Source organism: Phyllobacterium sp. GQ127 (genome assembly GCF_059758635.1).
Window position 1 is genome coordinate 1,453,377 of sequence record NZ_JCAXDZ010000001.1, and the last position, 22,152, is coordinate 1,475,528.

At 51.8% G+C, this 22,152-nt stretch carries 25 protein-coding genes; 15 read left to right on the plus strand and 10 right to left on the minus strand.

Features of this window, described 5'->3' with window-relative positions; genetic code table 11:
- Position 1 precedes the first annotated feature (1 nt).
- Together AC6CHM_RS07385 and AC6CHM_RS07390 are read right to left on the minus strand one after the other, a co-directional pair.
- Positions 2 to 1,006, minus strand: a complete 1,005-nt coding sequence (locus tag AC6CHM_RS07385) for an ABC transporter permease subunit (protein WP_115052366.1) — start codon at positions 1,004 to 1,006, stop codon at positions 2 to 4.
- Between the two features lie 115 nt (positions 1,007 to 1,121).
- Positions 1,122 to 2,729 (minus strand): ABC transporter substrate-binding protein, encoded by a 1,608-nt coding sequence (locus AC6CHM_RS07390; protein ID WP_115052365.1) that lies wholly within the window; start codon positions 2,727 to 2,729, stop codon positions 1,122 to 1,124.
- A 314-nt stretch (positions 2,730 to 3,043) separates the two neighbouring features.
- On the opposite strand from AC6CHM_RS07390, the gene AC6CHM_RS07395 reads away from it, so the two are divergent.
- From AC6CHM_RS07395 to AC6CHM_RS07415, 5 genes are all read left to right on the plus strand, one after another.
- Positions 3,044 to 3,805 carry a 3-hydroxyacyl-CoA dehydrogenase gene (locus tag AC6CHM_RS07395; protein WP_115052364.1) on the plus strand — a complete coding sequence of 254 codons (762 nt, stop codon included), beginning with the start codon at positions 3,044 to 3,046 and terminating at the stop codon, positions 3,803 to 3,805.
- A gap of 127 nt (positions 3,806 to 3,932) precedes the next feature.
- Complete coding sequence (locus tag AC6CHM_RS07400; RefSeq protein ID WP_498172529.1) at positions 3,933 to 5,129, plus strand: hypothetical protein; 1,197 nt, start codon at positions 3,933 to 3,935, stop codon at positions 5,127 to 5,129.
- Positions 5,126 to 5,716: a protein-S-isoprenylcysteine O-methyltransferase gene (locus tag AC6CHM_RS07405; protein ID WP_336439681.1), complete on the plus strand. Its 591-nt coding sequence runs from the start codon at positions 5,126 to 5,128 to the stop codon at positions 5,714 to 5,716. Before AC6CHM_RS07400 ends, AC6CHM_RS07405 begins: the two co-directional genes overlap by 4 nt.
- Complete coding sequence (locus AC6CHM_RS07410; RefSeq protein WP_336439680.1) at positions 5,646 to 6,416, plus strand: hypothetical protein; 771 nt, start codon at positions 5,646 to 5,648, stop codon at positions 6,414 to 6,416. Before AC6CHM_RS07405 ends, AC6CHM_RS07410 begins: the two co-directional genes overlap by 71 nt.
- 114 nt (positions 6,417 to 6,530) lie before the next feature.
- Positions 6,531 to 6,917 (plus strand): DUF930 domain-containing protein, encoded by a 387-nt coding sequence (locus AC6CHM_RS07415; protein WP_115052360.1) that lies wholly within the window; start codon positions 6,531 to 6,533, stop codon positions 6,915 to 6,917.
- A gap of 56 nt (positions 6,918 to 6,973) precedes the next feature.
- Here AC6CHM_RS07415 and AC6CHM_RS07420 read toward each other — a convergent pair whose 3' ends face one another.
- Entirely contained in the window at positions 6,974 to 7,900 is a 927-nt protein-coding gene (locus AC6CHM_RS07420; RefSeq protein ID WP_115052359.1) for a cell wall hydrolase, read from the minus strand.
- Positions 7,901 to 8,139: 239 nt separating this feature from the next.
- Here AC6CHM_RS07420 and AC6CHM_RS07425 point away from each other — a divergent pair, with 239 nt between their 5' ends.
- The 3 genes from AC6CHM_RS07425 to AC6CHM_RS07435 all read left to right on the plus strand — a co-directional run bounded on the left by AC6CHM_RS07425 (position 8,140) and on the right by AC6CHM_RS07435 (position 10,042).
- Positions 8,140 to 8,331, plus strand: a complete 192-nt coding sequence (locus AC6CHM_RS07425) for a hypothetical protein (RefSeq protein ID WP_115052358.1) — start codon at positions 8,140 to 8,142, stop codon at positions 8,329 to 8,331.
- A 95-nt stretch (positions 8,332 to 8,426) separates the two neighbouring features.
- Positions 8,427 to 9,206, plus strand: coding sequence for a HugZ family pyridoxamine 5'-phosphate oxidase (locus tag AC6CHM_RS07430; protein ID WP_115052357.1), 780 nt, complete (start codon positions 8,427 to 8,429; stop codon positions 9,204 to 9,206).
- A 23-nt stretch (positions 9,207 to 9,229) separates the two neighbouring features.
- On the plus strand, positions 9,230 to 10,042 hold the full coding sequence (locus AC6CHM_RS07435; protein ID WP_354344553.1) for a TrmH family RNA methyltransferase: 813 nt from the start codon (positions 9,230 to 9,232) through the stop codon (positions 10,040 to 10,042).
- On the opposite strand, the gene AC6CHM_RS07440 is transcribed toward AC6CHM_RS07435, so the two are convergent.
- Positions 10,010 to 11,059 carry a coiled-coil domain-containing protein gene (locus tag AC6CHM_RS07440; protein ID WP_337354442.1) on the minus strand — a complete coding sequence of 350 codons (1,050 nt, stop codon included), beginning with the start codon at positions 11,057 to 11,059 and terminating at the stop codon, positions 10,010 to 10,012. The two genes, AC6CHM_RS07435 and AC6CHM_RS07440, sit on opposite strands and share 33 nt — an antisense overlap.
- Positions 11,060 to 11,176: 117 nt before the next feature.
- Positions 11,177 to 11,710, minus strand: a complete 534-nt coding sequence (locus tag AC6CHM_RS07445) for a DUF1134 domain-containing protein (RefSeq protein WP_307286202.1) — start codon at positions 11,708 to 11,710, stop codon at positions 11,177 to 11,179.
- A 331-nt stretch (positions 11,711 to 12,041) separates the two neighbouring features.
- Here AC6CHM_RS07445 and chpT point away from each other — a divergent pair, with 331 nt between their 5' ends.
- The 4 genes from chpT (at position 12,042) to AC6CHM_RS07465 (ending at position 14,210) form a co-directional block, all read left to right on the plus strand.
- Entirely contained in the window at positions 12,042 to 12,671 is a 630-nt protein-coding gene (chpT, locus tag AC6CHM_RS07450) for a histidine phosphotransferase ChpT (protein WP_115052354.1), read from the plus strand.
- Between the two features lie 133 nt (positions 12,672 to 12,804).
- On the plus strand, positions 12,805 to 13,173 hold the full coding sequence (locus AC6CHM_RS07455) for a response regulator (protein ID WP_115052353.1): 369 nt from the start codon (positions 12,805 to 12,807) through the stop codon (positions 13,171 to 13,173).
- A complete protein-coding gene (locus tag AC6CHM_RS07460; protein ID WP_498172532.1) occupies positions 13,174 to 13,770 on the plus strand; it encodes a YdeI/OmpD-associated family protein in 597 nt (198 codons plus the stop codon).
- 53 nt (positions 13,771 to 13,823) lie between these two features.
- Entirely contained in the window at positions 13,824 to 14,210 is a 387-nt protein-coding gene (locus tag AC6CHM_RS07465; RefSeq protein WP_337354440.1) for a cupin domain-containing protein, read from the plus strand.
- 69 nt (positions 14,211 to 14,279) lie between these two features.
- Here AC6CHM_RS07465 and ctrA read toward each other — a convergent pair whose 3' ends face one another.
- Positions 14,280 to 14,981, minus strand: a complete 702-nt coding sequence (gene ctrA, locus AC6CHM_RS07470) for a response regulator transcription factor CtrA (RefSeq protein ID WP_008124398.1) — start codon at positions 14,979 to 14,981, stop codon at positions 14,280 to 14,282.
- A 489-nt stretch (positions 14,982 to 15,470) separates the two neighbouring features.
- Between ctrA and AC6CHM_RS07475 the strand changes: the two genes are divergently transcribed.
- Positions 15,471 to 15,857, plus strand: a complete 387-nt coding sequence (locus AC6CHM_RS07475; protein ID WP_115052350.1) for a flagellar export protein FliJ — start codon at positions 15,471 to 15,473, stop codon at positions 15,855 to 15,857.
- Positions 15,858 to 15,908: 51 nt separating this feature from the next.
- On the opposite strand, the gene AC6CHM_RS07480 is transcribed toward AC6CHM_RS07475, so the two are convergent.
- Together AC6CHM_RS07480 and AC6CHM_RS07485 are read right to left on the minus strand one after the other, a co-directional pair.
- Entirely contained in the window at positions 15,909 to 16,205 is a 297-nt protein-coding gene (locus AC6CHM_RS07480) for a GNAT family N-acetyltransferase (protein ID WP_115052349.1), read from the minus strand.
- A gap of 31 nt (positions 16,206 to 16,236) precedes the next feature.
- Entirely contained in the window at positions 16,237 to 18,354 is a 2,118-nt protein-coding gene (locus AC6CHM_RS07485) for a carboxy terminal-processing peptidase (protein WP_498172535.1), read from the minus strand.
- 174 nt (positions 18,355 to 18,528) lie between these two features.
- On the opposite strand from AC6CHM_RS07485, the gene AC6CHM_RS07490 reads away from it, so the two are divergent.
- Entirely contained in the window at positions 18,529 to 18,981 is a 453-nt protein-coding gene (locus AC6CHM_RS07490; RefSeq protein ID WP_498172676.1) for a paraquat-inducible protein A, read from the plus strand.
- A 94-nt stretch (positions 18,982 to 19,075) separates the two neighbouring features.
- On the opposite strand, the gene sciP is transcribed toward AC6CHM_RS07490, so the two are convergent.
- Positions 19,076 to 19,351 (minus strand): CtrA inhibitor SciP, encoded by a 276-nt coding sequence (gene sciP / locus AC6CHM_RS07495; protein ID WP_008124404.1) that lies wholly within the window; start codon positions 19,349 to 19,351, stop codon positions 19,076 to 19,078.
- Positions 19,352 to 19,653: 302 nt separating this feature from the next.
- On the opposite strand from sciP, the gene mnmA reads away from it, so the two are divergent.
- On the plus strand, positions 19,654 to 20,844 hold the full coding sequence (gene mnmA, locus AC6CHM_RS07500) for a tRNA 2-thiouridine(34) synthase MnmA (protein ID WP_307279708.1): 1,191 nt from the start codon (positions 19,654 to 19,656) through the stop codon (positions 20,842 to 20,844).
- A gap of 30 nt (positions 20,845 to 20,874) precedes the next feature.
- Here the strand turns inward: mnmA and AC6CHM_RS07505 are convergent, their stop codons facing one another.
- The gene (locus AC6CHM_RS07505; RefSeq protein WP_307286208.1) at positions 20,875 to 21,999 is read right to left on the minus strand and encodes a DegT/DnrJ/EryC1/StrS family aminotransferase; all 1,125 of its coding nucleotides are present in this window, start codon (positions 21,997 to 21,999) and stop codon (positions 20,875 to 20,877) included.
- Positions 22,000 to 22,152: the final 153 nt, after the last annotated feature.

Below are 22,152 nucleotides of genomic sequence, written 5' to 3' on the forward strand. Positions count from 1 at the left end.
CTCAATGTCGAATGCGCGGATTGATCAGGCCGTAGAGCAAGTCGACAGCGAGATTGACCAACATGATGGTGGCGGCGATGATGAGCAAAGCGCCCTGAATTACCGCATAGTCGCGGCGGCTGACGGAATCGACCAACCATTTTCCGATACCCGGCCAAGAGAAAATCGTCTCTGTCAAGATTGCTCCGGCCAGCATGACGCCAACTTGGAGACCAATGGTTGTAACAACCGGGATCATGGCATTTCGCAGCGCGTGAATACCGATAACGCGCAATGGAGCCAGGCCTTTGGCACGAGCGGTGCGCACATAATCCTCGGACAATACCTCGAGCATTGCGGAACGAGTTTGACGCGCAATAACCGCCAGCGGAATAGTGCCGAGCACAATCGTTGGCAGGATCAAGTGGCTGACGGCTGACTTGAAAGCACCCGACTGTCCAGAAATCAGTGAATCGATCAGCATGAATCCGGTCACTGGCGGGAAAAAGAACATCAGTGAGATGCGGCCAGATACAGGCGTCCAGTGCAATGTGTTGGATACGAGCATGATCAGCAGCAGGCCCCACCAGAAGATGGGCATCGAGAAGCCTATCAGGGCAGTTCCCATGATTGACTGATCGAGAAAGGAACCGCGCTTGATCGCTGCGAAAACACCAGCTGGAATGCCAAGCAAAACCGCAAAAAGAATTGCGCAAATTGAAAGCTCAAGCGTTGCTGGAAACAAATTGAAAAACTGTTCGACAACCGGCTGCTTGGTTACAATCGATGTCCCGAAATCACCGTGCAGAATACCCCGAAGATAGTCGAAATATTGAACGATGATCGGCTGGTCGAAGCCAAGATCGCGCGAAATAGCTGCATGACGTTCTGGCGACATGACACGTTCGCCTGAAAGTAACGCAACCGGATCGCCCGGAAGCATGCGAATAAAGGAAAAAGCGATGATGGATACCCCGACAAAAGTCAGGGCCATAACCGCCACGCGTCCCATAATAAATCTGAACATATCGAACCTTCCAGCCACAATCGGTGGCGGTGCTTCCGGCTGCCTTAACGCATTTTTGCTCGGAAGAAAAAAGGGCGCCCGCCTGACGGACGCCCTTCCTACAAGTTTTCAGCTCTTACTCGGTAATGTCTACGCCGTCGAAGGCGAAGTCACCAAGCGGGCTCTGATGGAAGCCTTCGACACCCTTGCGCATCGGTACGATCGACAGGGAGTGATCAAGCGTGTTCCAAGGAGCTTCCTTTTTGAACACGACCTGCGCCTCTTCGTAGAGCTTTGTGCGCTCTGCAACGTCTGTTGTAACCTTGGCTTTCTTCACCAGGGCATCAAATTCCTTGTTGCACCATTGCGCACGATTGTTACCGCCGACGGCTTCGCAACCAAGCAATGTATCAAGGAAGTTGTCTGGATCGCCATTGTCACCGGTCCAGCCGAGAATAGCAGCACCGTCGCGGTCTTTTGCCTTGGACTTGTTCAAATATTCGGCCCACTCATAAGACACGATCTCGGCCTTGACGCCGATCTTTGCAAGATCAGACTGCATCAATTCCGCAGCGCGGCGAGCGTTGAGCATATAAGGGCGTGAAACTGGCATCGCCCAGATCTTCATGGAAAGATCCTTTACACCGGCATCTGCAAGCATTTTCTTGGCTGCTTCAGGATCGTACTTGTCGTCCTCAATGGCGTCATTATAGGACCACATTGTCGGTGGGATCGGGTTTTTGGCAGGTGTTGCCAGACCCTGGAATACGCCGTCAACGATTGCCTTCTTATTGATGGCCATGTTGAGCGCGTGGCGTACTTCAACCTTGTCGAACGGTGCAATCAGCGTGTTGTACGCGAGGTAGGCAACGTTCAAGCCTTCCTGCTCCATCACCTTCAACTCTGGATCCGCTTTCATCGCGGCCACATCGCTTGGGTTTGGATAAGGCATCAAATGGCATTCACCAGCCTTGAGCTTCTGATAGCGAACCGAAGCATCGGTCGTGATGGCGAAAACCAGATCGTCGATCTTCTGCTTGCCATTCCAGTAGTCAGGATTTGCCTTGAAACGGATAACGGCATCCTGCTGGTAGGCGACAAACGAGAAAGGACCGGTGCCAAGAGGCATCTGGTTCAGCTGGTTCATCTTGCCTTCAGCCTGGAGCTTGTCGGCATATTCCTTGGACATGATCGAAGCGAATGGCATTGCAACGTTTGCGAGGAACGGAGCCTCTTTGCGCTTCAGTGTGAACTTCACTGTCATGTCGTCGACTTTTTCAATCGACTGCAGGAGCTCAGGGAAGCCCATGCCGGCAAAATATTCCCATGAAGTACCTGTTACATACTTGTTCCAGGGACTGTCTTCTTTCCACTGGCGCTCATAGGAGAAAATCACGTCGTCAGCGTTGAGTTCACGTGTCGGCGTGAAGAATTCTGTAGTCTGGAACTTTACGCCCGGACGAATCTTGAACGTGTACTGCAAACCATCATCAGAAATTGTCCAGCTTTCGGCCAGACCTGGTTGGGTTTCTGTCGTACCAGCCTTGAATTCCAAAAGGCGATTATAAACCGTATGCGCCGAAGCATCATAGGTGTTACCGCCCGTATAGAGGCCGGGATCAAAGCCTTCCGGCGATGCTTCCGAGCAATAAACGAAAGTTTTAGCTGCGGCTCCACCTGCCATCAGCCCACCCGTCAACATTGCAAGCGCTGTCGCCGCAATGAGTTTCTTGTAGGTCTTCATGTTTTTCCACCTTCAGAGGTTTTTTTGTTGCCGGCCCCCTTGCCTGCAACCGAAGCTGCATGGAAGCCTTTGCCATGTCGCAATGCAAGCAGATTTATTCGCAGTCAACCCATCCGGAGAACCATAATCCACGATTCTGGGGAAACTCGACCACATAAATGCAAAAATAGTGAATTTCACTACAAAACCGTCCATTCACATTTCTGACAGTCAAAGGCACATAGTTACGTACATGAGCAAAGGGCGCGACTATCGGCGTCACACTTGCCATGGTAAGCGGCTGAGGAAATCGTTGCACTGGAAGGGAGCAAATTATGAATCTTGAAGGACATACCGCTATTGTAACAGGCGGGGGATCTGGACTTGGAGCAGCGACGGCCCGGCTTTTTGCGGAAAAGGGCGCCAAGGTGGCACTTTTCGACATTAATTTGGATGCTGCCCAGAAAGTTGCGCAAGAAATCGGCGGCATTGCACTCGGCTGCAACGTTTCCAGTGCAAGCGATGCAGAAGGCGCAGTGCGTCAGGTCACCGAAAAATTTGGCACACCGCGTGTTCTCGTCAATTGCGCTGGCATAGCAAATGCCGGACGTATTGTCGGACGAGATGGCCCGCATGATCTGGAGCTTTACCGGCGCGTGATCGAGGTCAATCTTATCGGCTCGTTCAATATGCTGCGCTTGGTGGGAGATGCAGCCGCCAAGCTTGATCCCTTGGAAACAGGCGAGCGCGGTGTGATTATCTCTACCGCTTCGGTCGCTGCATTCGACGGTCAAATCGGACAGGCTGCCTACGCCTCTTCCAAAGCCGGCATTGCAGGCCTTACCCTGCCAGCAGCGCGGGAACTTGCTCGCTTCGGTATTCGCGTTATGGCTATCGCTCCTGGTATTTTCGCAACGCCAATGCTGCTGGCAATGCCGCAGGAGGTTCAGGATTCACTTGCAGCATCCATTCCCTTCCCTTCAAGACTTGGTAAGCCAGAGGAGTATGCATCGCTCGCTGTGCATATTATCGAGAACCCAATGCTAAACGGAGAAACGATCCGGCTTGACGGAGCTATTCGCATGGCACCAAAATGAAGTTGCATTACCAATTATTGCAACTTCTTATCGCTGACGACGTTCTGTTAACGCTGATCATCTAAAATCCTTGTTAGCGAAGTAAGGTAGATCGCAATCATCGGTAAGCGATGAGGAAAGGATGCGGATGACGATCGTCAAGCGTCTGGTGATTTTACTGCCAGGCTTTGAGCATATGCCTGTAGAGGCTCACCATCGGCGCTTTGTCCGCGAGGCAGGCAAAACTGCGCCTGTTTACGACATGACCGTCTCGGAGCCTTCCCCCCTATCTGTCAGCGCTGTCGAAGACGGCGTTGCCATGGGTCGCTTCAGTTTGCATGCCAAGGGTGATGACTGGGCGGCTCATACCGATTTCGTGCTTTACGGGCTTGGCGATATCACGCTGTTTTACGCCTCCAGAAATCCAGTCGTCCGCCTGCTGAGCGGACTGCTTGCACTGCTCGACTTTATCGTCAGTGACACATTTTTCCGCTTCATCATGACAAGCTGGCGCTATGCGCTGTTCTTTGTTTATCCACTGCTCGTGCTTGCAGCCATTGTGATTACATCTATTGGCATGGGATACTTGGTCGACGATGCCTTTCCGAACAGCCCATTTGTTTTGGCAGGGACAAGTCTTTTGGCTGGGATATGTCTACTGTGGTTTTCTGCTGCAAAATTACATCTTTTGCTGCTCATGGACGACTGGACATTTGCTCGCGACATGGCACGCGGAAAGCGCTCAGACGTTATGACGAAGATGGAAAAAGTCGTCGGTCATGCCGCGTCATTGATCAGTGAAGCTCCAAGCGATACCGAGGTTATTATTGCCGCCCATAGCTTGGGCGCAATTTGCGCACTTCCGATTATAGATGAAGCGGTGAAGCGCAATAAATCGCGACGCTACGGACTACTTACCGTAGGCTCCAGCCTGCTCAAAGTCGCACTACATCCTGCTGCATCTCGCTTGCGAGATTGTGTGGCCAATGTCGCACAAAGCAATACGACCTGGATTGATGCCCAATCGCTGACTGACCCAATGAACTTTTACAAATCTGATCCGATCAGAGATCTCGATATTGCAAAAGGAAAATCACCTGTTCTTATGCAAGTGCGTTTCAGACACCAGCTTTGCGACGAGACTTACAAGGCAATCCGGCGCGACTTTTTCCGCGTGCACCGCCAGTTCGTATTTGGTGTAGATAAACGGACACATTATTCCTGGCATGCTATTCTTTGTGGGCCTCAACGTTTTGCAGATATCGCCGCCCGCGGCGGATTGCCCTGCGAGAAAACTCTCTGTTCCAAGGACAGCCTCAAGATCGTGGGGCCTGCCATTACATGATAAGCCTTGCTTTAGCTGGAAAGGCTCTGTGGGCGTTTCTGGTCGTTGGTTGGTATTTGTTGCGCCGGCCCTTTGATCGCCGCGCTCGCCGAAGCCGGCTCACCGTTGATCGCCGGCCGGGAGCAGATACCCTGCGGATGGCCATATCGCTGACGGGACTTGGCATCATACCAGGCATATACCTTGTTACCGGATTCCCGAGATTTGCATCCTATCCTGGGCATCCAATGCTGCTTGCACTCGGCATCATCGTTGGGATAATCGCGCTTGTGCTTTTCAGGCTTACGCATAAAGCGCTTGGAAAAATGTGGTCAGTATCATTGCAACTGAAACAGGATCACAAACTCATCACAACAGGAATCTACAAACACGTCAGGCATCCGATGTATACGGCATTCTGGTGCCTTGCCATTGCACAAGCACTGCTCTTGCCTAACTATATTGCAGGATTTGCAGGGATTGTTGGATTTGGCTATCTGTTCTTCTCACGGGTGGGTCCAGAGGAAACGATGATGAGTGAAGCCTTTGCAGAAGAATACGACGTCTATCGTGCACGCACCTGGCGTGTCTTGCCCTACATCTATTGATTGGCTGAAAGTTTTCATCGTGCGTAAAATCAAGCTGTCCTGTTCGTCACTCGCAAAAACACTGCCGGTTCTGGTGCTCTCACTGTCGCTTGCGGCGTGTCAATCGTCACCGCAGCCGACCGCTGCAAGCAATGTGTCGGCATATGCTGCAGAGATACCGCAATTGACCTGTGCTGCGCATGGCAGCGTCAATGGCAACGCTGTGAAGCTCACCGCCAATCGCACTAAGACCGGTGATCCCGCCTATATCGAGTTTCGCCAACGTCTTTCGCCGGGAATACCGAGCGGCCATCTTTATGTGGTCTTTGGACGTCTTGACGCGCAAGGCAACCCGGTAACACGCCAGTATAATGGGCTGTTTCCAAAAGGCAGCTTGATCGGGCTTTACGGCGGAGCAATCATTCCGATGCCGGCTGAACTGAAGCCAAGCTATGCGGACTGCCATTTTTCAACCGGCGCCGCTTATCGCGTTTCATTGACTGAAAGTCAGTATCAACAATTACTGGGCAAAGTACGTTACAATCTCGCCAATCCACCGCTCTGGAGAATGTTCGGCTTTAATTGCAACAATTATGCAGCCTCGCTGGGCAGCGTTGCAGGCTTGGTTGAGCCGGCAAATCGCGCTCAACCATCTTTCTCCTATATCTATTCCTTTATAGAAGCGAATGGAGACAAGGGACGAAAATCCCCCACTTCATGAAAAAATTGTAATGTTCCAATGGTTTTGATTTCCACAATTCCGTCTTAAATGCAGCGGTATCTCACAGAACTTTGACCCGCAACGGGCCATGCGATTACGCCGGAAAGCAAATTGATGAAAATTATTGGTGCTTTTCTGCTTGCCATTGCGGTTTCCGCTCCAGCCGCAGCAATGGATAAAAGCGCAGCCGACGAGCTAGAAAGGCTGGACCCGCAAACAAGGCTTGAGCAGCGCTGTGATCTGGAAGCAATGGAACGTATCCACAAGGATCCGGCCAAAATGGTTCCGGATGAATTGGTGGCCTATGCTTTTGCCGAGCCCAAGATCAGCGGCGACAAGATTCGCTCCACGGGTGCGGCCTTTCGCAGTAAGGGCGAATGGTATCACCTGTCATACACATGCTCGACATCGCCCGATCATATGACCATTCTGACATTTCAGTATGCGATTGGGCAGTTGGTTCCCCACAATGAGTGGGACCATCATTTTCTGGTGCCCTGAAGAGCTATTGTAGCAGGGTACAATAATAAAAAAGCACGCCGGAGCGTGCTTTTTTATTAGTTCAAGGCGTTAGGTCTGTCCTGAGCCAGGAGCATTTGACCAATAGCATCTACGCTTTTGCTGGTCGGAGCCTCATAGGCCAATATTCCAGCCGGAGCGGCGCCTGGTGTCGTCTGTGCGGCCTGCTGCTGTGCCTGCAATGTGTGCTCCATGGCCCCAACAGGCGGATCAACAGGAACAGCAACCTTCTCGCTAGCAAACGCCATTTGCGGTGGAGCGATGTCAGCCTGCGCAACCAGTACGGGTTGCTGCGTAGCCACAACGCGACCAGAGGTCGGTGTGGAGGTGGTCGTCGCTGCGCTTGCCACTTGCGTAGCATTGCCTGCGCCGGAGGTTCTCATGCTTGCAATATATGCATTGGCAATGGCTTGGCTTGCTTCCTTGGAAGCAATTTCTGCCGAATTATAACGATCGCGCTTTTCGTAAAACGCATTTCCGCCAGCAACGACAGTGTAATGCATGTTCTTGTAAGGGAACCGCAAACCGGCAGTGTGAAAATACATTGCGTTCTTGACCTGAGGGTTACGCTTGCCCTTCAGCACAGCGTCTGCCGCAGCCTGAACGTCCGGAAGTGCCGATGACGTCATCGGACGAGACAAGACGCCCGGGGCGAACTGTCCCTTCTGTCCAACAACGCTGCATATGGAGTTTCCCCATTTGCCCGCATCAAGTCTGTTCATAACCACTGTTCCAACAGCCACCAGACCATCTTGGCTTGAACGGTTGGACTCAAAGAACATTGCCCGTTCAAGGCATTCTTTGTCCTTGGGCGTGTAGGCGTAATTACCGGATGTAGTCTGCGAGGTTGCCGCTTGCGGCTTGATCTTGCTGGTCTGCGCGTTCTGTGTTGTGCAACCGCTGATGAGCGCCGCCGCCGTTACAATTCCCGCTACAGAGTGGATTTTCCACTTACCGCCGATCACGAAGCAATTCTCATCGCTGTTTTTCCTGCTGGTGAAGTTGAGCACAGAATGATGTCATTTGGGGCCAAACAATGGCAACAAAATACAATTCTGGATATCCAACATCTATCTAATTGAAATTATGCGTTTATTTTATCCAATGCAATAGCACGAAAATCCTAATAATGGCATAATTAAGAATTTGTTTACCACTATCGAGTTAATCTTGGGCAACTAAATGAGGTCCGAAGGGCAAGCTCATGCGTTCTCCTCCACCACGATATGATACGCGCGAATCACTCATGGACGCACTGCGCGAATTGATGTCATTGCAGGTGGCAGCCGAGGATGTCGCGCCAGTCCTTTGCACGATCGGACCGGTCGATCTTGATCTGCTTGCCGACTGCATGAGAGATGCAGGGATCAATGATAATCAGGCAATCGCCGCCTGATATAAGACTTCGGGACTTGTCCCAATTCGCTGCACCTCTTATCAATCAGATATTCCCAGAGCAAAAACTTGCTCCTGACTGATTGAGGATATGACGTGAGCGAAAAGATGGACGTTTTGCGTGAGATGGATGACAGCGCGATCCGGCTTATACGCCGTTTGATGCGAAGCGCCCGACATGCAGTCATTGCAACGCTGGAACCAAACACCGGCAACCCCATCGCAACACGTATCGGCATTTCCACAGACCATGACGGCACTCCAATTACCCTGGTTTCTGCCCTTGCTGCTCATACGCCTGCTTTGCTGGCCGACCCGCGATGCTCGCTCTTGGTTGGTGAACTTGGCAAGGGAGATCCCCTCGCCTATCCGCGGATGACAATTTCTGCAAAAGCGCGGGAAATAGTCAAAGGCACTCCTGAACACGCCCGTATTGAATGGCGCTACCTTTCACACCTGCCCAAATCGAAACTCTATGTCGGCCTTGGCGATTTCCGGTTTTTCCGGCTGGAACCGGAAAATACCAAATTGAATGGTGGTTTCGGACGCGCTTACCAACTGGAAGCAAAGGATTGGTTGAGCTTAAGCCCTGTCAACCCAGAACTTGCTGAAGCAGAAAAGAACGCTGTCGATCACATGAACGAGGATCATGCTGAAGCGATCGCTTTATATGCCCGTTATTATGCCAAGCTACCGGATGGCAAATGGCGGATAACCGGTATTGATGCGGATGGGTTTGACATTGCGGATGGCGATGAAGTGGCTCGTATATTCTTTGAAAAGCCGCTGGAATCTGCAAAAGATATGCATATGACATTGGTGCGCATGGCTGGCCAGGCACGCGCCGGTCTAGCAGCGGAACAGGCCCCGGTGTGAGCGACGCTAATCCGGACGTTTGGCTGGAGCAGCGGATTACCCGCATTGCTGGTCCTGAGGACGAGCGGCTTGCGCCCTATAGAAATGTCAGGGAACGTGATCTGGTGGGGCGTGAGGGGCGCTTTATTGCAGAGGGTAAGGTCGTCCTTAATGTGCTCTTGGCCAACAGGTCGTTCGCCATTGAATCTCTGCTGATCATTGAAAACAGGTTGGTGGGCCTCAAAGACCAAATCCGCTTATGTCCAGCAGATGTGCCGATTTATTGCGTCTCTCGCACAACGATTGATGCGATTGCGGGTTTCCCCATGCACAGGGGAATCTTGGCTGTTGGCAGGCGAATGAACCCGCTATCCGTGCAGGCCCTTATAGATACGCTTTCCCCAACGGCTTTGGTCGTTGTGCTCTGTGGCATATCCAATCATGATAATATGGGTTCGATTTTCCGCAACGCGGCAGCCTTTGAAGCAGATTGCGTCATAATGGACGAGACCAGCTGCGACCCGCTTTATCGCAAGGCGATAAGAGTGTCGGTCGGGGCAACACTCAAGGTTCCTTTCGCGCAGCAGGGCCCTATTGAGGCGATCATTGAGACATTGCAGGATGCCGGCTTTACACTTTTTGGCCTCAGTCCTTCCGGATTAACCAGCATTAACTCTGTCCAGCCGGCACAAAGAACAGCGCTTTTGCTCGGGACTGAAGGCGAAGGTCTTCCTCCTGCCCTTTTGCAACAACTGCAAACAGCCAGAATCCCCATGTCTTCGGATTTCGACAGTCTTAATGTTGCAACCGCATCGGGGATTGCCTTATCGCGGCTCAGCCGCTTTGCCAGCTTGTGACGCGGCCTGCTGAAGCGCGCGTATACGATCGCCAAGACTTACAATAATCTTGCCATCCGCATCACGCACTTCCGAACCATTGCTGCTCGTACCCAGCAAGTCGTTAATCAGCGACTCTGAGCCCTCAAGCTTCGCAGTCATTGCTATAACTTGCGCAGCCAGATCGTTCATCTGGTCCCGCAAGACATCGCCTTCTTGCGCCTGGACAAAGGCCTGTTTGCCCCGGGCCACCTCGCCCGTTACTGCAGGCTGCTTTCTCTCTGCCGCAAGGACCTTGCGCAAACGCTCATTTACACGCTCGATATCTTTTTCACGTCGCGCAAGTTTGGCTTCACTATCTGTAAGCTGCCGCAAAAGAGCGCTGGCTTGTTTATCCAGTTCAGACCTTTGCCTGATTTCCTGCTCAAGCGAGCTGCGTAGCGCTTTCAATTCTGTTTCAGCCTTACGTTTCTGTTCGTCGCTTTCTCGTTTGTCTTTGCGTGCGGTCTTGAGGTCATCAGAAAGATTATCGATACGGGCCGATTGAGCGGCCAAATCTATCTTGAGACTATCCGCATTCGTCGCAAGACCAGCCAACCGGCGATGCAACAGTTCCAGTTCTGCCGCACGCTGTTCCAGCAGTTTTTCTTGTGCCGCGCTTGCTGCTGTCAATTTATTGAGGTTTTCCTTATCCGAAGCCAATATCGCCTCTAGCTCGGAAATTCGTTGTTCGCGCTGCTCCAGCTCCTGCGCAAACTTTGCTGCGAGCCTGTCCTTTTCGCTCACATCCGCAAGCAGCCGTCCCGCCTTTTCCTTGGCATTCTCCAGCATAAGTTCAAGCTTGCGGTTAGCCAGTGCGTGTTCAGCCCGCAAACCATCACGCTGCGCCTGTATTTCATTCAGGGTAAGGGGTATTTCAGCTTCAACGCGTCTGCGAGTTAAGTAAGTTGCACGGCGCCAGATTGGCGGAACTACCAGCAATGCCAATAATACGGCAGCCAGAAATCCAAGAGCAAAATAAAGCGCGGTCTGGATCACTATAGGGTCCTGTCAGAGGTCTTCTCGACACAATCTTATTATCAGTCAGGTGTTAAAAATACAAAGGCGCGAACTGGGTTGCCCGCGCCTTGGCTTTCAAACGCCGTTTTCAAGAAATCAAAACGGGTTCCACGTCGCTGAAGGGGTAATCTTCAAATAGCCGACATTGACACCCAGGCGCGCTCCAACACCGGTCCGGATCGGTACCAGCAAGACCTGATTGCGCTTAAGAACATTGAACCCGACACCTGCAAAGAGATAGGCAGAGCCGGCCACGCCAACGAAACGTCCATAGAGACTTTGCACATCGTCAAGATTATAGACAAGCATCATGACGCGCGATCCCTGACCACCAAAATCCCAACCGATGGAGGGTCCTTGCCAGAAGGTTTTGTGGTCACCTGCGTTCTTCGTATAGAGCGAGCCTTCGCCATAGGTCAGACCGCCGATAATGGCTCCAGAACCTTCTTCGCCGAGGACATAGCCATTCGGCAGACCATAACTTTGAAAAACCTTCTCGACGGCCGTCGCCAGACCGCCAGAGGTCGAACCGAAAAATCTCTGACCGGAATTGACGATTTCGTCCATCGTATAAGTATTCTGAGCATGCGCTGCTTGCGCCTGCACAAAAAACAATGACACCACGGTCATGAGAAGGAGAAAGCCACGATTCAAAGACAAGAGTAGAGACGCCATAATAATTCCTTTTGGTGTTCGCTCATTGTCCGACGCCTGATTCGCAAATCTGTGTTTGCGTTAACCCTATTTAAGACAGCAAACCTTGTATAAAAGTTTATGAATTGATCTTGGCATTTCAATGGCTCGTTAAAATTGCATTTTTTAGGCATTTTCATCCTGCTGCATGACGTTCTTGCCCATCCGCACCGCCCTCTATATCCAGAAGAGCACGAGAACCAAGTGATTCGCGGCTTTGATTCGCGGGGAACTTAGAACCATAAAGCTCATTTTCAGGAGACCCCTTATGACATTGCCCGTCATCCTTTCGGCAACTGACCTTGGAGCGCTCCTTTCCAGCCGGATATGCCACGACATTATTTCGCCCGTTGGAGCCATAAACAACGGTCTTGAGCTGCTCGAAGAGGGTGGCGCAGACGAAGATGCGATGAACCTTATCAAGTCCAGCGCGCGCAGTGCCTCTGCCCGTCTGCAATTTGCCCGCATCGCTTTTGGTGCTGCCGGATCGGCAGGAGTACAAATCGATACAGGCGACGCTCACAATGTTGCAGAACAATATATGAAGGGCGAAAAAGCGGAACTGAGCTGGGAGGGCAATCGCGTTCTTTTGCCCAAGAACAAAGTTAAGTTGCTGCTGAATCTCATCCTGATCGCCAATGCGGCCCTGCCACGCGGTGGTACCTTGTCGGTTTCCCTGCAAACGCCGGAAACCGAACCGCGCTTTGTCCTGACCTCGCGGGGACCGATGCTGCGCGTGCCACCAAAGTTTCTTGAGCTTCACAGCGGCAAAGTTCCTGAAGAAGCAATCGATGCGCACGCGGTTCAACCTTATTATACGCTTTTGTTGGCGCAAGAATCCGGCATGACCATTTCCATCCATGCGACACCGGAAGAAATTATCTTTACCGCCGCTTAAGTCTCATACGGGTTACCGCCGGTAACTCCGGCGGTATTTCAATATTTACCATTCCGCTTGCCTGTTTATTCACGGGCGGCCTATAGGTTCACCACCTGAATAGCTGAGATGGCTGTCCGGTTCGGGGGAACTTATGCTGCGTTGTATGATCGTTGACGGCTCACCTGTGGTGCGAAAAGTCGCTGGCCGTCTGATCTCCAGCGACAAAGTCGTTGTGACGACAGCTGATACTGGTTACCAGACCGTGGCCGCATGCAGTGTCGAAATGCCGGACATGATCATTTTGGATGACGGGCTCATCGATATGCCCGCAACAGAAATAATCCAAACAATTCGAGCACTGCCTGGCGGCGACAGCACGAAAATCTATCTCTGCCTGCCGGAAATGGATATCACCAGAATCATGCGTGCAAAACGCGCTGGAGCAGCAGGATACTTGCTGAAACCGTTCAACCGCGCATCGCTTGCAGAAATCATGCCGCCGATTGAAGTTGGAACCTAAATGCCAGCGAAATCTGAGCTTCCGATAATTCAGTTTGACTCAGCTGCACAGTTTGAAGCTTGGCTGAGTGAACAGCCACGTACCTCGCAAGGGCTTTGGCTCAAGCTTGCCAAGAAGAACGCCGGTATGGCGAGCATTTCCCATGCGGAGTCTATTGATAGCGCATTATGTCATGGATGGATCGACAGTCAGAGCGACAAATTCGACGACGATTTCTGGCTTTTGCGCTATACGCCGCGCAAAGCTCAAAGCAAATGGTCTCAACGCAACTGCTCAAAAGCCACCGAGCTGATCGAACAAGGCAGGATGACGTCAGCAGGATTGGCCGAAGTCGAACGGGCAAAAGCCGATGGCCGATGGGACGCCGCCTATGCTCCCCCAAGCACTGCACAAGTCCCGGACGACCTCCAATTGGCCCTTGATCTGAATCCGGTTGCAAGGGAGTTCTTCGAACGGATCAACAAAACCAATCGCTACGCCATTCTTCACCGGATTTTTACCGCAAAACAAGCAAAGACACGTGCCAGCAGGATTGAAAAATTCGTCGACATGTTAGAACGGGGCGAAACTATTTATCCGCCCAAGGCGAAGATCTGACCAACGCCGGAAACGCGCCACGATAATGTCCCGTCAGCCAGAGAGCCTCCACCATGAGCAATGACACATCATTACAATCCCGCCAAGCAATCAACTTCAGTCACAAGTTCGAGCTGTTTTCCGAACAGTGGCAACCCAAAGTCATTGCTGAAATGAATGATTACCAGTTCAAAATCGCCCGGCTGGAGGGAGATTTTATCTGGCACGATCATAAAGATACCGATGAAACGTTCATCGTGCTCGAAGGCGAGCTACGCATCGATTTTCGCGACGGCGCAGTCACATTGCGAGCGGGCGAGATGTATGTTGTCCCAAAAGGCGTAGAGCATAAACCCTACGCGGAAAAAGAAGTGAAACTGATGCTGATCGAACCGCGCGGCGTGCTCAACACCGGCGACCTGGACAGCCAGCGCACAGCGCAGAATGACGTTTGGATTTAATAGATTGAGCGCGCATCAAAAATAAAAATGGCTCCGCTTTTCGCGGAGCCCTTTTTTAAATTATAGTGATCAGGCAATTTCGCGAAGATCAGCGGCATCCGGTTCACGAAGAACATAACCGCGACCCCAGACCGTTTCGATATAATTGATACCACCTGAGGCGTTGTCGAGCTTCTTGCGCAGCTTGCAGATGAAGACGTCGATGATCTTCAATTCCGGCTCGTCCATACCGCCATAGAGATGGTTGAGAAACATTTCCTTGGTAAGTGTCGTACCCTTGCGCAGCGAAAGAAGCTCCAGCATCTGGTACTCCTTACCAGTCAGGTGAACGCGCTGGCCAGTGACTTCTACAGTCTTTGCATCCAGGTTTACGATCAGATCACCTGTTGTGATAACCGATTGAGCATGGCCCTTTGAGCGGCGCACGATTGCATGGATACGAGCAACCAGCTCATCCTTGTGGAATGGCTTGGTCATATAGTCATCAGCGCCGAAGCCGAGACCACGCACCTTGTCCTCAATACCAGCCATGCCGGAAAGGATAAGGATTGGTGTTTTTACCTTCGACAGACGCAGGGTCCTCAGGACTTCATAACCGGACATGTCCGGCAGATTGAGGTCGAGGAGGATAATGTCATAGTCGTAGAGCTTGCCGAGATCGACACCCTCTTCGCCCAGATCCGTCGTATAAACATTGAAGCTTTCCGACTTGAGCATCAATTCGATGCTCTGGGCCGTTGCACTATCATCTTCGATTAAAAGAACCCGCATATCATTCCCCTTTTCCCGCCGCTGAAATGGGTTGCCCAAAACCCTAGGTCAGGCAATCCCGAGTCAGGTCGCGAAACAAGCCGTTTCCATAACGTTAAGATTGCCACCGAATGGTTAACAAAATCTAATTCCGCTTTGCAAGTGTCTTTGACTCATAAATTAAAAATCGCAGACACTGCATTGATTCATAAGGTCAACTCGCCGCCAAAATACCATCAGCCAAAGCATCAGGTTTTCCACCTAAGCGATTCATTCGACTCAATAAACTTGCCGCTTCAAAACTTGATGCATCAGTTTACAGAGCTTTAAGTCTTAAGGCGTATGATTAATGCTGAACGTAAAGGAAAGGTTACCAAGCGGGCCTGTCTTTAAGTTTTTGTTTCATTTTACCCAAGTGATTCGGGTCGAATGGGGCTGGATGAGCGCCAGGAAGGGTTTCACAGCACTCAGAGTACCAGCTTTTGGTGAAGCGTTACGGGGGTAGTAAATATGAAGTCGCATGAAGGTTTAGTACGATTGAAGCTGTTTCAGGTTAAGGAGAAGCGCCGCCAACTCGGCCAGCTTGACCTGATGATGGGTGAATTCGAACGTATGGCTGCCGAACTAGACGCACAGATAACGTCTGAGGAGACGAAAGCCGGCATCACCGACACAACGCATTTTGCCTACCCGACCTTCGCAAAAGCTGCACGTCAGCGTCGCGATAATCTTTTTGTATCGATCAGAGACCTGAAGAATCAGAAAGATGAGGCGGAGGCTGCGCTTGTGGAATCGGAAAAAGAATTGGCAAAGGCCGAAGCGCTCGAGCAGCGTGATGGCAAGCCAAGAGAAGCCGAAGAAGTTGTCGTGCCCGACCGCCGTGCAATGATCGGTTGACGGAGACATTTTGATAGAGTTCGGCAACCCGCGCGAATCTATCAAAACGTCTCATTTTTGCTGAATGACATCAGCCCATTCTTCGTGCCTAAGCGACTGGGCGCGCATGAATGGGCATAGCGGAATGATCTTCCAGCCGCCAGCCCTTGCATCTTCAACTGCGTGTAAAGCCAAAGCCTGCCCCACGCCCTGCCCACGCAGTGCATCGGGCACGGCCGTATGGTCAATAATGATGAGCTTGGGACTTGCCCGCGAATAGGCCATTTCCGCTTCATGGCCGGACAGTGTGGCTACATAGCGCCCGCCGCTTCCAGCCTCTTTCTTTTCAATCTTGATATTTTCAGACATTCAAATCTCCGAGGGTCTCGAGCGAGCGCACCTATTGCTTTACCGCTTTTCCTGCCGTGCTTGAGGAGCCATTCGTAAGCGCCGTCACGTCCACGAGTATGTGAGCAGATTCTTCGAGCAACACGTCCTTGGCATTTTTCAATGCTTTCTCACTTGCAATGTCAGCGCTCAGGCTGCGCTCATTGGCCTGAAGTCCGTCCTCCTGAAAGGCCGCGTCGAGCGGTGTCACACCATCAGCCTTCTCGCGGGCTTTGATACGGCTCAACTGCTGCTCGCGCTCATTACGTCGTTCTGTTTCGTTCAGCGAGATCGCTTTTTGTTTCCGACGACGTTCGAGTTCAGCCGCATCTTCCACGAGACGTTGGAAATCCTTATCCTTTGTCACGCGCTCATTATGTAGCGTCTGCACCTGGGGCAGCAGGTCCTTAATGTCACCGAGCTGCTTATAATCAGCCTTTTTAATCTGAAGCCATGGCAGAGCATTGTCATAGCTCGCCTCACCCAAATTTTCGAGATCGGAAAAACCCGGCAAACTAATGTCGGGTAAGACGCCCCTTAGCTGCGTGGTGCCGCCATTTATGCGAAAGAACTGGGCGACCGTCATTTTCAATTCACCGAATTCGGGCTTGGGATTGTTGGCCTCTTCGTCAAGATTGACCACGGTTTGTACAGTGCCTTTGCCAAAGCTAGGCTCACCAATAATGATGCCACGGCCATAATCCTGTATTGCTGCTGCGAAGATTTCCGACGCCGAGGCCGATCCGCGATTGATCAGAACGCCAAGCGGGCCTGTCCAGGCTGCTGAACGCGCGTCGGAACCATTCACCTTGATCTGGCCTTCATGGTTGCGCTGCTGAAGGACTGGCCCCTTGCCGACAAAAAGCCCTGTCAACTCGATTGCTTGCGGCAGCGACCCACCGCCATTATTACGCAAATCGATAATCACACTATCAACCTGCTCTTTCTTCAGTTCAGTCAACAGTCTGGAAACATCTCGACTGGCGCTACGGTAATCCTTGTCACCTCTGCGGCGGGCATCGAAATCTTCGTAGAAAGTCGGTAGGGTAATGACGCCTACCTTATTGGTCACATCGCCATTCTTTACCTGCAATACGGTCTTCTTTGCAGCCTGTTTCTCCAGGTTAATGGTATTGCGAACAAGGCTGATCTCGCGATGTTTGCCATCAGGTCCGGCGTCGGATGGAAATATGCTGAGACGAACCACCGTGTCTTTTGTGCCCCGGATGAGTTTTACCACATCTGGAAGCGGCGTCCCGACAACGTCGACCATTTCGCCGTCCTTGCCCTGTGCAACGCCAACGATCCTGTCACCCACGCCCAATTGCCCGGATAGCTGAGCTGGACCACCTGCGACCAGCTCGCGAATGGTTGTGTACTCTTCGCGCTCCTGTAGGACAGCGCCGATTCCGACCAGCGAAAGACGCATGGAAATATCAAAATCCGACGCCGCCGTAGGTCCAAAATAGTCCGTATGAGGCTCTATCGAGTTTGTATAGGCATTCATGAATATCTGGAAAACATCTTCACTTTTGTATTTGTAGGCGCGGGAAAGCGAATTGGCGTAACGCTTTTCGAGCGTTTTGCGGATGGTTGCATCATCATTTCCAGCCAACTTCAAACGCAGCCAATCATTCTTGACGCGCTTGCGCCATAGATCGCGACTTTCTGCTTCGGTCTTCGGCCATGCCTCATCGTCACGAACAATTGGAAAATCTTCCTTGGTGCTGAAATCGAAATTTTGCTTCAGCAAGTCGCGAGCATAGTTGAGACGTTCCACCACGCGCTGTTCGTAAAGGTTGAAAATGGTAAAAGGGATCGTCAGATCCTCACCATAAATACCGTCATCCAGCTTGTCTTTATCGGCATTGAAGACATCAATATCCGCTTGCGAGAAGAAAAATTTCTCCGGATCAAGCGATTTGATATAGCGATTGAGGATTTTCTCGGAAAGCTCGTCGCCCAGTGGCACAGTCTTATAGTGATATTGGATAAGAAATTGCGCGCTTAAATGCGCAGCTTGCGCCTGCTCAGTCAAAGGCTTCAGTACCGGTGGCGCACCGCTCTCCAGAGCAAAGGCAGAGGTTGCCAATCCAATGAAAACCAGAAAAAAGCCGATTTTAGTACGCATATGATTTTCTATCCAATATCTGTGCTTATCGAGACTGTATTACGTCTGTATCGCGTTTGTTCACGTCCGGCCAGAAATTAAAGGCGCAGGCGTTGCCAAAAATTGCTTTGCTCTGGATAGATGCAACCATCCTGTGCCATAGCCCTGACAGGCTAACTGGAAACTCTGTTGTCAATGCGATCAATTGTTCCGTTACTTCTGTTTATTGCTACATTCACATTGGCACTCGGTCTGACCATGCCCCTGATGAATGTCAGTAAACTGTATTTCTTTGAAGAAAACCCGTCACTGCTCGGTATCATACAATCCCTGTGGGGCGGCGGCGATCAATTGCTCGCAATAATTGTCGCACTCTTTTCCGTCGTTTTGCCAATCACAAAGCTTGGAGTGGCTCAAATGACGGCTCTGCAGACCACCCCCGCAAGACACAAATGGCGCCATTCCGTTGCGTTCCTGTCGAAATGGTCAATGTTGGACGTCTTATTGGTGGCTTTGGTGATTTTCGGCGCCAAGACCAGCGACCTCGCCACTGCGATTGCTCAACCTGGCCTGTGGTTTTTCACCATATCCGCCATACTTTCGGCTGTTGCCACCCATTTCGTTGTGCGCAAGGATGCCGAAAACTAGCGACTGACTGCCCCTACGATACACAAGCAAATCGGTCAAAAAGGAAAAGGCTGATCCGAAGACCAGCCTTTTCCACGTTTATAGGCACCATCATCTAATGACGATATTGCTGTATCCGGGTCGTTCGAAGACCTGCCAAGCCGTGATCCGAGATCGACGACTGCCAGGACAGGAACTCTTCCACCGTTAGTGTATAGCGTTGGCAGGCTTCCTCAAGACTGAGAAGACCGCCGCGTACAGCGGCAACCACCTCGGCCTTGCGGCGAATTACCCAACGCCGCGTGCTAGCGGGTGGAAGATCGGCGATGGTCAGCGGGCTGCCATCCGGGCCGATTACATATTTTACTCTCGGTCGAACAAGATCGGTCATTGTACTCTCTACACTTAACTTCAAGACCTATCGCAGCTGACAATACATGCAGGGCTTTAATAATTGACTAAACACGTAGTCACTCTCTGGTAACTTCGGTTAATGGAATCATATTGTTTTTGTTAAACTTTAGCCGAACCCGCCAAGCAGCTGATCAAAGTTCCGGACAAGCAGGCGAAACAGACTTCGCGGGAAAAAATAGTTGTGATGCCGGTTCTTGTTGGCAGGCCCTCCCATTTCACCTATATAGAGCGGACAACAGCCATGCGCTTTTATGCCGCTGCATCCAATTGGAATTGCTTATGACACTGAACAGTCTCGATCTACCGGCTCGGCCGGAAGACACTCGTATCGTCGTTGCCATGTCCGGCGGCGTGGATTCCTCTGTTGTCGCAGGCATTCTTAAACGCCAGGGCTATGACGTTGTTGGCGTAACCTTGCAACTTTATGATCATGGCGCCTCGACTCACCGTGCTGGTTCCTGTTGTGCCGGCCAGGATATCGAAGACGCGCGCAGGGTTTCCGAGCGCATTGGCATCCCCCACTACGTACTCGATTACGAAGCGCGCTTTCGTGAAGCAGTCATTGATCCCTTCGCTGCCAGCTATGTTAGCGGCGAAACGCCGATTCCATGCGTGTCCTGCAATCAGACCGTGAAGTTTGCCGATCTGTTGCAAACAGCCCGTGACCTCGGTGCCGACGCCCTTGCAACGGGTCATTATATTCGCAGCCGTGCAAATGGTGCGCACCGCTCGCTGTTCCGTCCCGTAGACACCGATAAAGACCAGAGCTATTTTCTGTTCGCCACAACGCAGGAACAAATCGATTATTTGCGCTTTCCACTCGGTGGACTGACCAAGGCGGAGACGCGTGCCATCGCCGAAGAACTTGGCCTGACCGTTGCCAATAAGCAGGATAGCCAAGACATCTGCTTTGTCCCGCAAGGCAAATATTCCGACATTATCTCGAAATTAAAGCCGGAAGCGGCAAATCCCGGCGACATTGTCCATATAGATGGCCGCGTGCTTGGGCGGCATGAGGGTATTGTCCATTACACTATCGGTCAGCGTCGCGGAATTGGCGTCGCCACAGGCGATCCATTGTATGTCGTGCATCTCGACGCTGCCAATGCGCGCGTGGTCGTTGGGCCACGCGAAGCGCTTGAGACCCGAAAAGTCTATTTGCGCGACGTCAATTGGCTCGGCGATGAAGCATTGACCGACATCTCGGAAAACGGTGTCGAAATTTATGCCAAAGTGCGTTCAACACGCCCGCCCCGCCCTGCAGTTCTACATCATCAGGCTGGTGAAACATGGGTGGAACTGGTTGATGGCGAAAGCGGTATTGCACCGGGCCAGGCCTGTGTTCTTTATTCCGACGACAGCAACACAGCCCGCGTTTATGGCGGCGGCTTCATCGGCCGTTCGGAACGCGCTCCACAGGCCGAAGCCATGCTCAAGAAGCTGGCCGCACAGAGCAGTCTGCACGCCTGATCACATCATCATATTTGAGAAATTGGGGCCTCAGGCCCCTTTTTCATGAAAATCGCGGATCGTAGCAATGATCCTGTCTTGATCATCCGCGCTGAGATAAGGATGCATCGGCAGGCAGAGTATATTCTTCGGCAAAGTTTCTGAAACCGGAAGCCCGCCCGGTGCGCGGCCATAATGCTTATATGCATCCTGCAAATGCAGAGGCTTCACGTAATAAATAACCGAAGGAATGCCGTTCGCTTGCAGATGTGCTTTCAGCCCATCACGGTTTTCAGTTTCGATAGCATATTGTGCCCAGGCTGAACGCGAACCTTCCGGCATGACAGCAACCTTGGCAATATCCTTCAAGCCTGCAGCATAGCGCTTGGCAACAACCTGCCGCGTTTCCATCTCATCTTCAAGAATTGCCAGTTTTTCGATGAGGATCGCCGCTTGAATCGTATCCAGTCGCGAGTTCAGGCCGATGCGCACATTGTCATATTGGGTTTCGCCTTTGCCGTGGAAAAGCACGGACCGCATTATTTCGGCCAACTCGCCATTATTGGTAAACATCGCGCCGCCATCGCCATAGCAACCAAGTGGCTTTGCCGGATAGAAACTGGTTGCGCCGACGTCTCCAAAGGCACCGCACATGGCATTGTCACGTTTGCCGCCAATAGACTGCGCAGCATCCTCGATAACAAACAGGCCTTCTTTGGCGGCGACTGCCGAAATGGAGGTGTAATTCGCAGCCAGGCCAAACAGGTCAACGGGAATAACAGCCTTGGGCTGCAACCGGCCTTCGGCCCGAACCGCATCAACCGCTGCCTGCAATTGCTCAACATTAATGTTGTAGGTGTCGGGATCGACATCGATAAACACCGGCTCCGCACCGACCAATGCAACAACTTCGGCTGTTGCAGCAAAGGTAAAGCTTGGAACAAACACCGCATCGCCAGGACCAATGCCCTTGGCCATCAGTGGAATTTGCAGCGCATCCGTGCCGTTAGCGCAGGCAACGACGTGTTCAACGCCGATATAATCGGCCAGGCGTTTCTCAAATTCGGCGACTTCCGGACCGAGAATATATTTGCCTTCACGCACCACTTTAGCGATGGCCGCGTCAAGTTTGCCGCTAATCCGTTCACGCTGTGCGCCGAGATCGATGAACTGCATCATTGCTCCAATAAAAGTTTCCCGCGAATCCATTGCGGGCGAGATCTAGGCAACTCTTTAAAAGGGCGGATCGACAACCGCCAGATGTTGCCGTTCAAAGTTTGCCTCTTCTTGTAACAAGGCGTGGCCGTTCTAACAACGCCGATCCCGGAG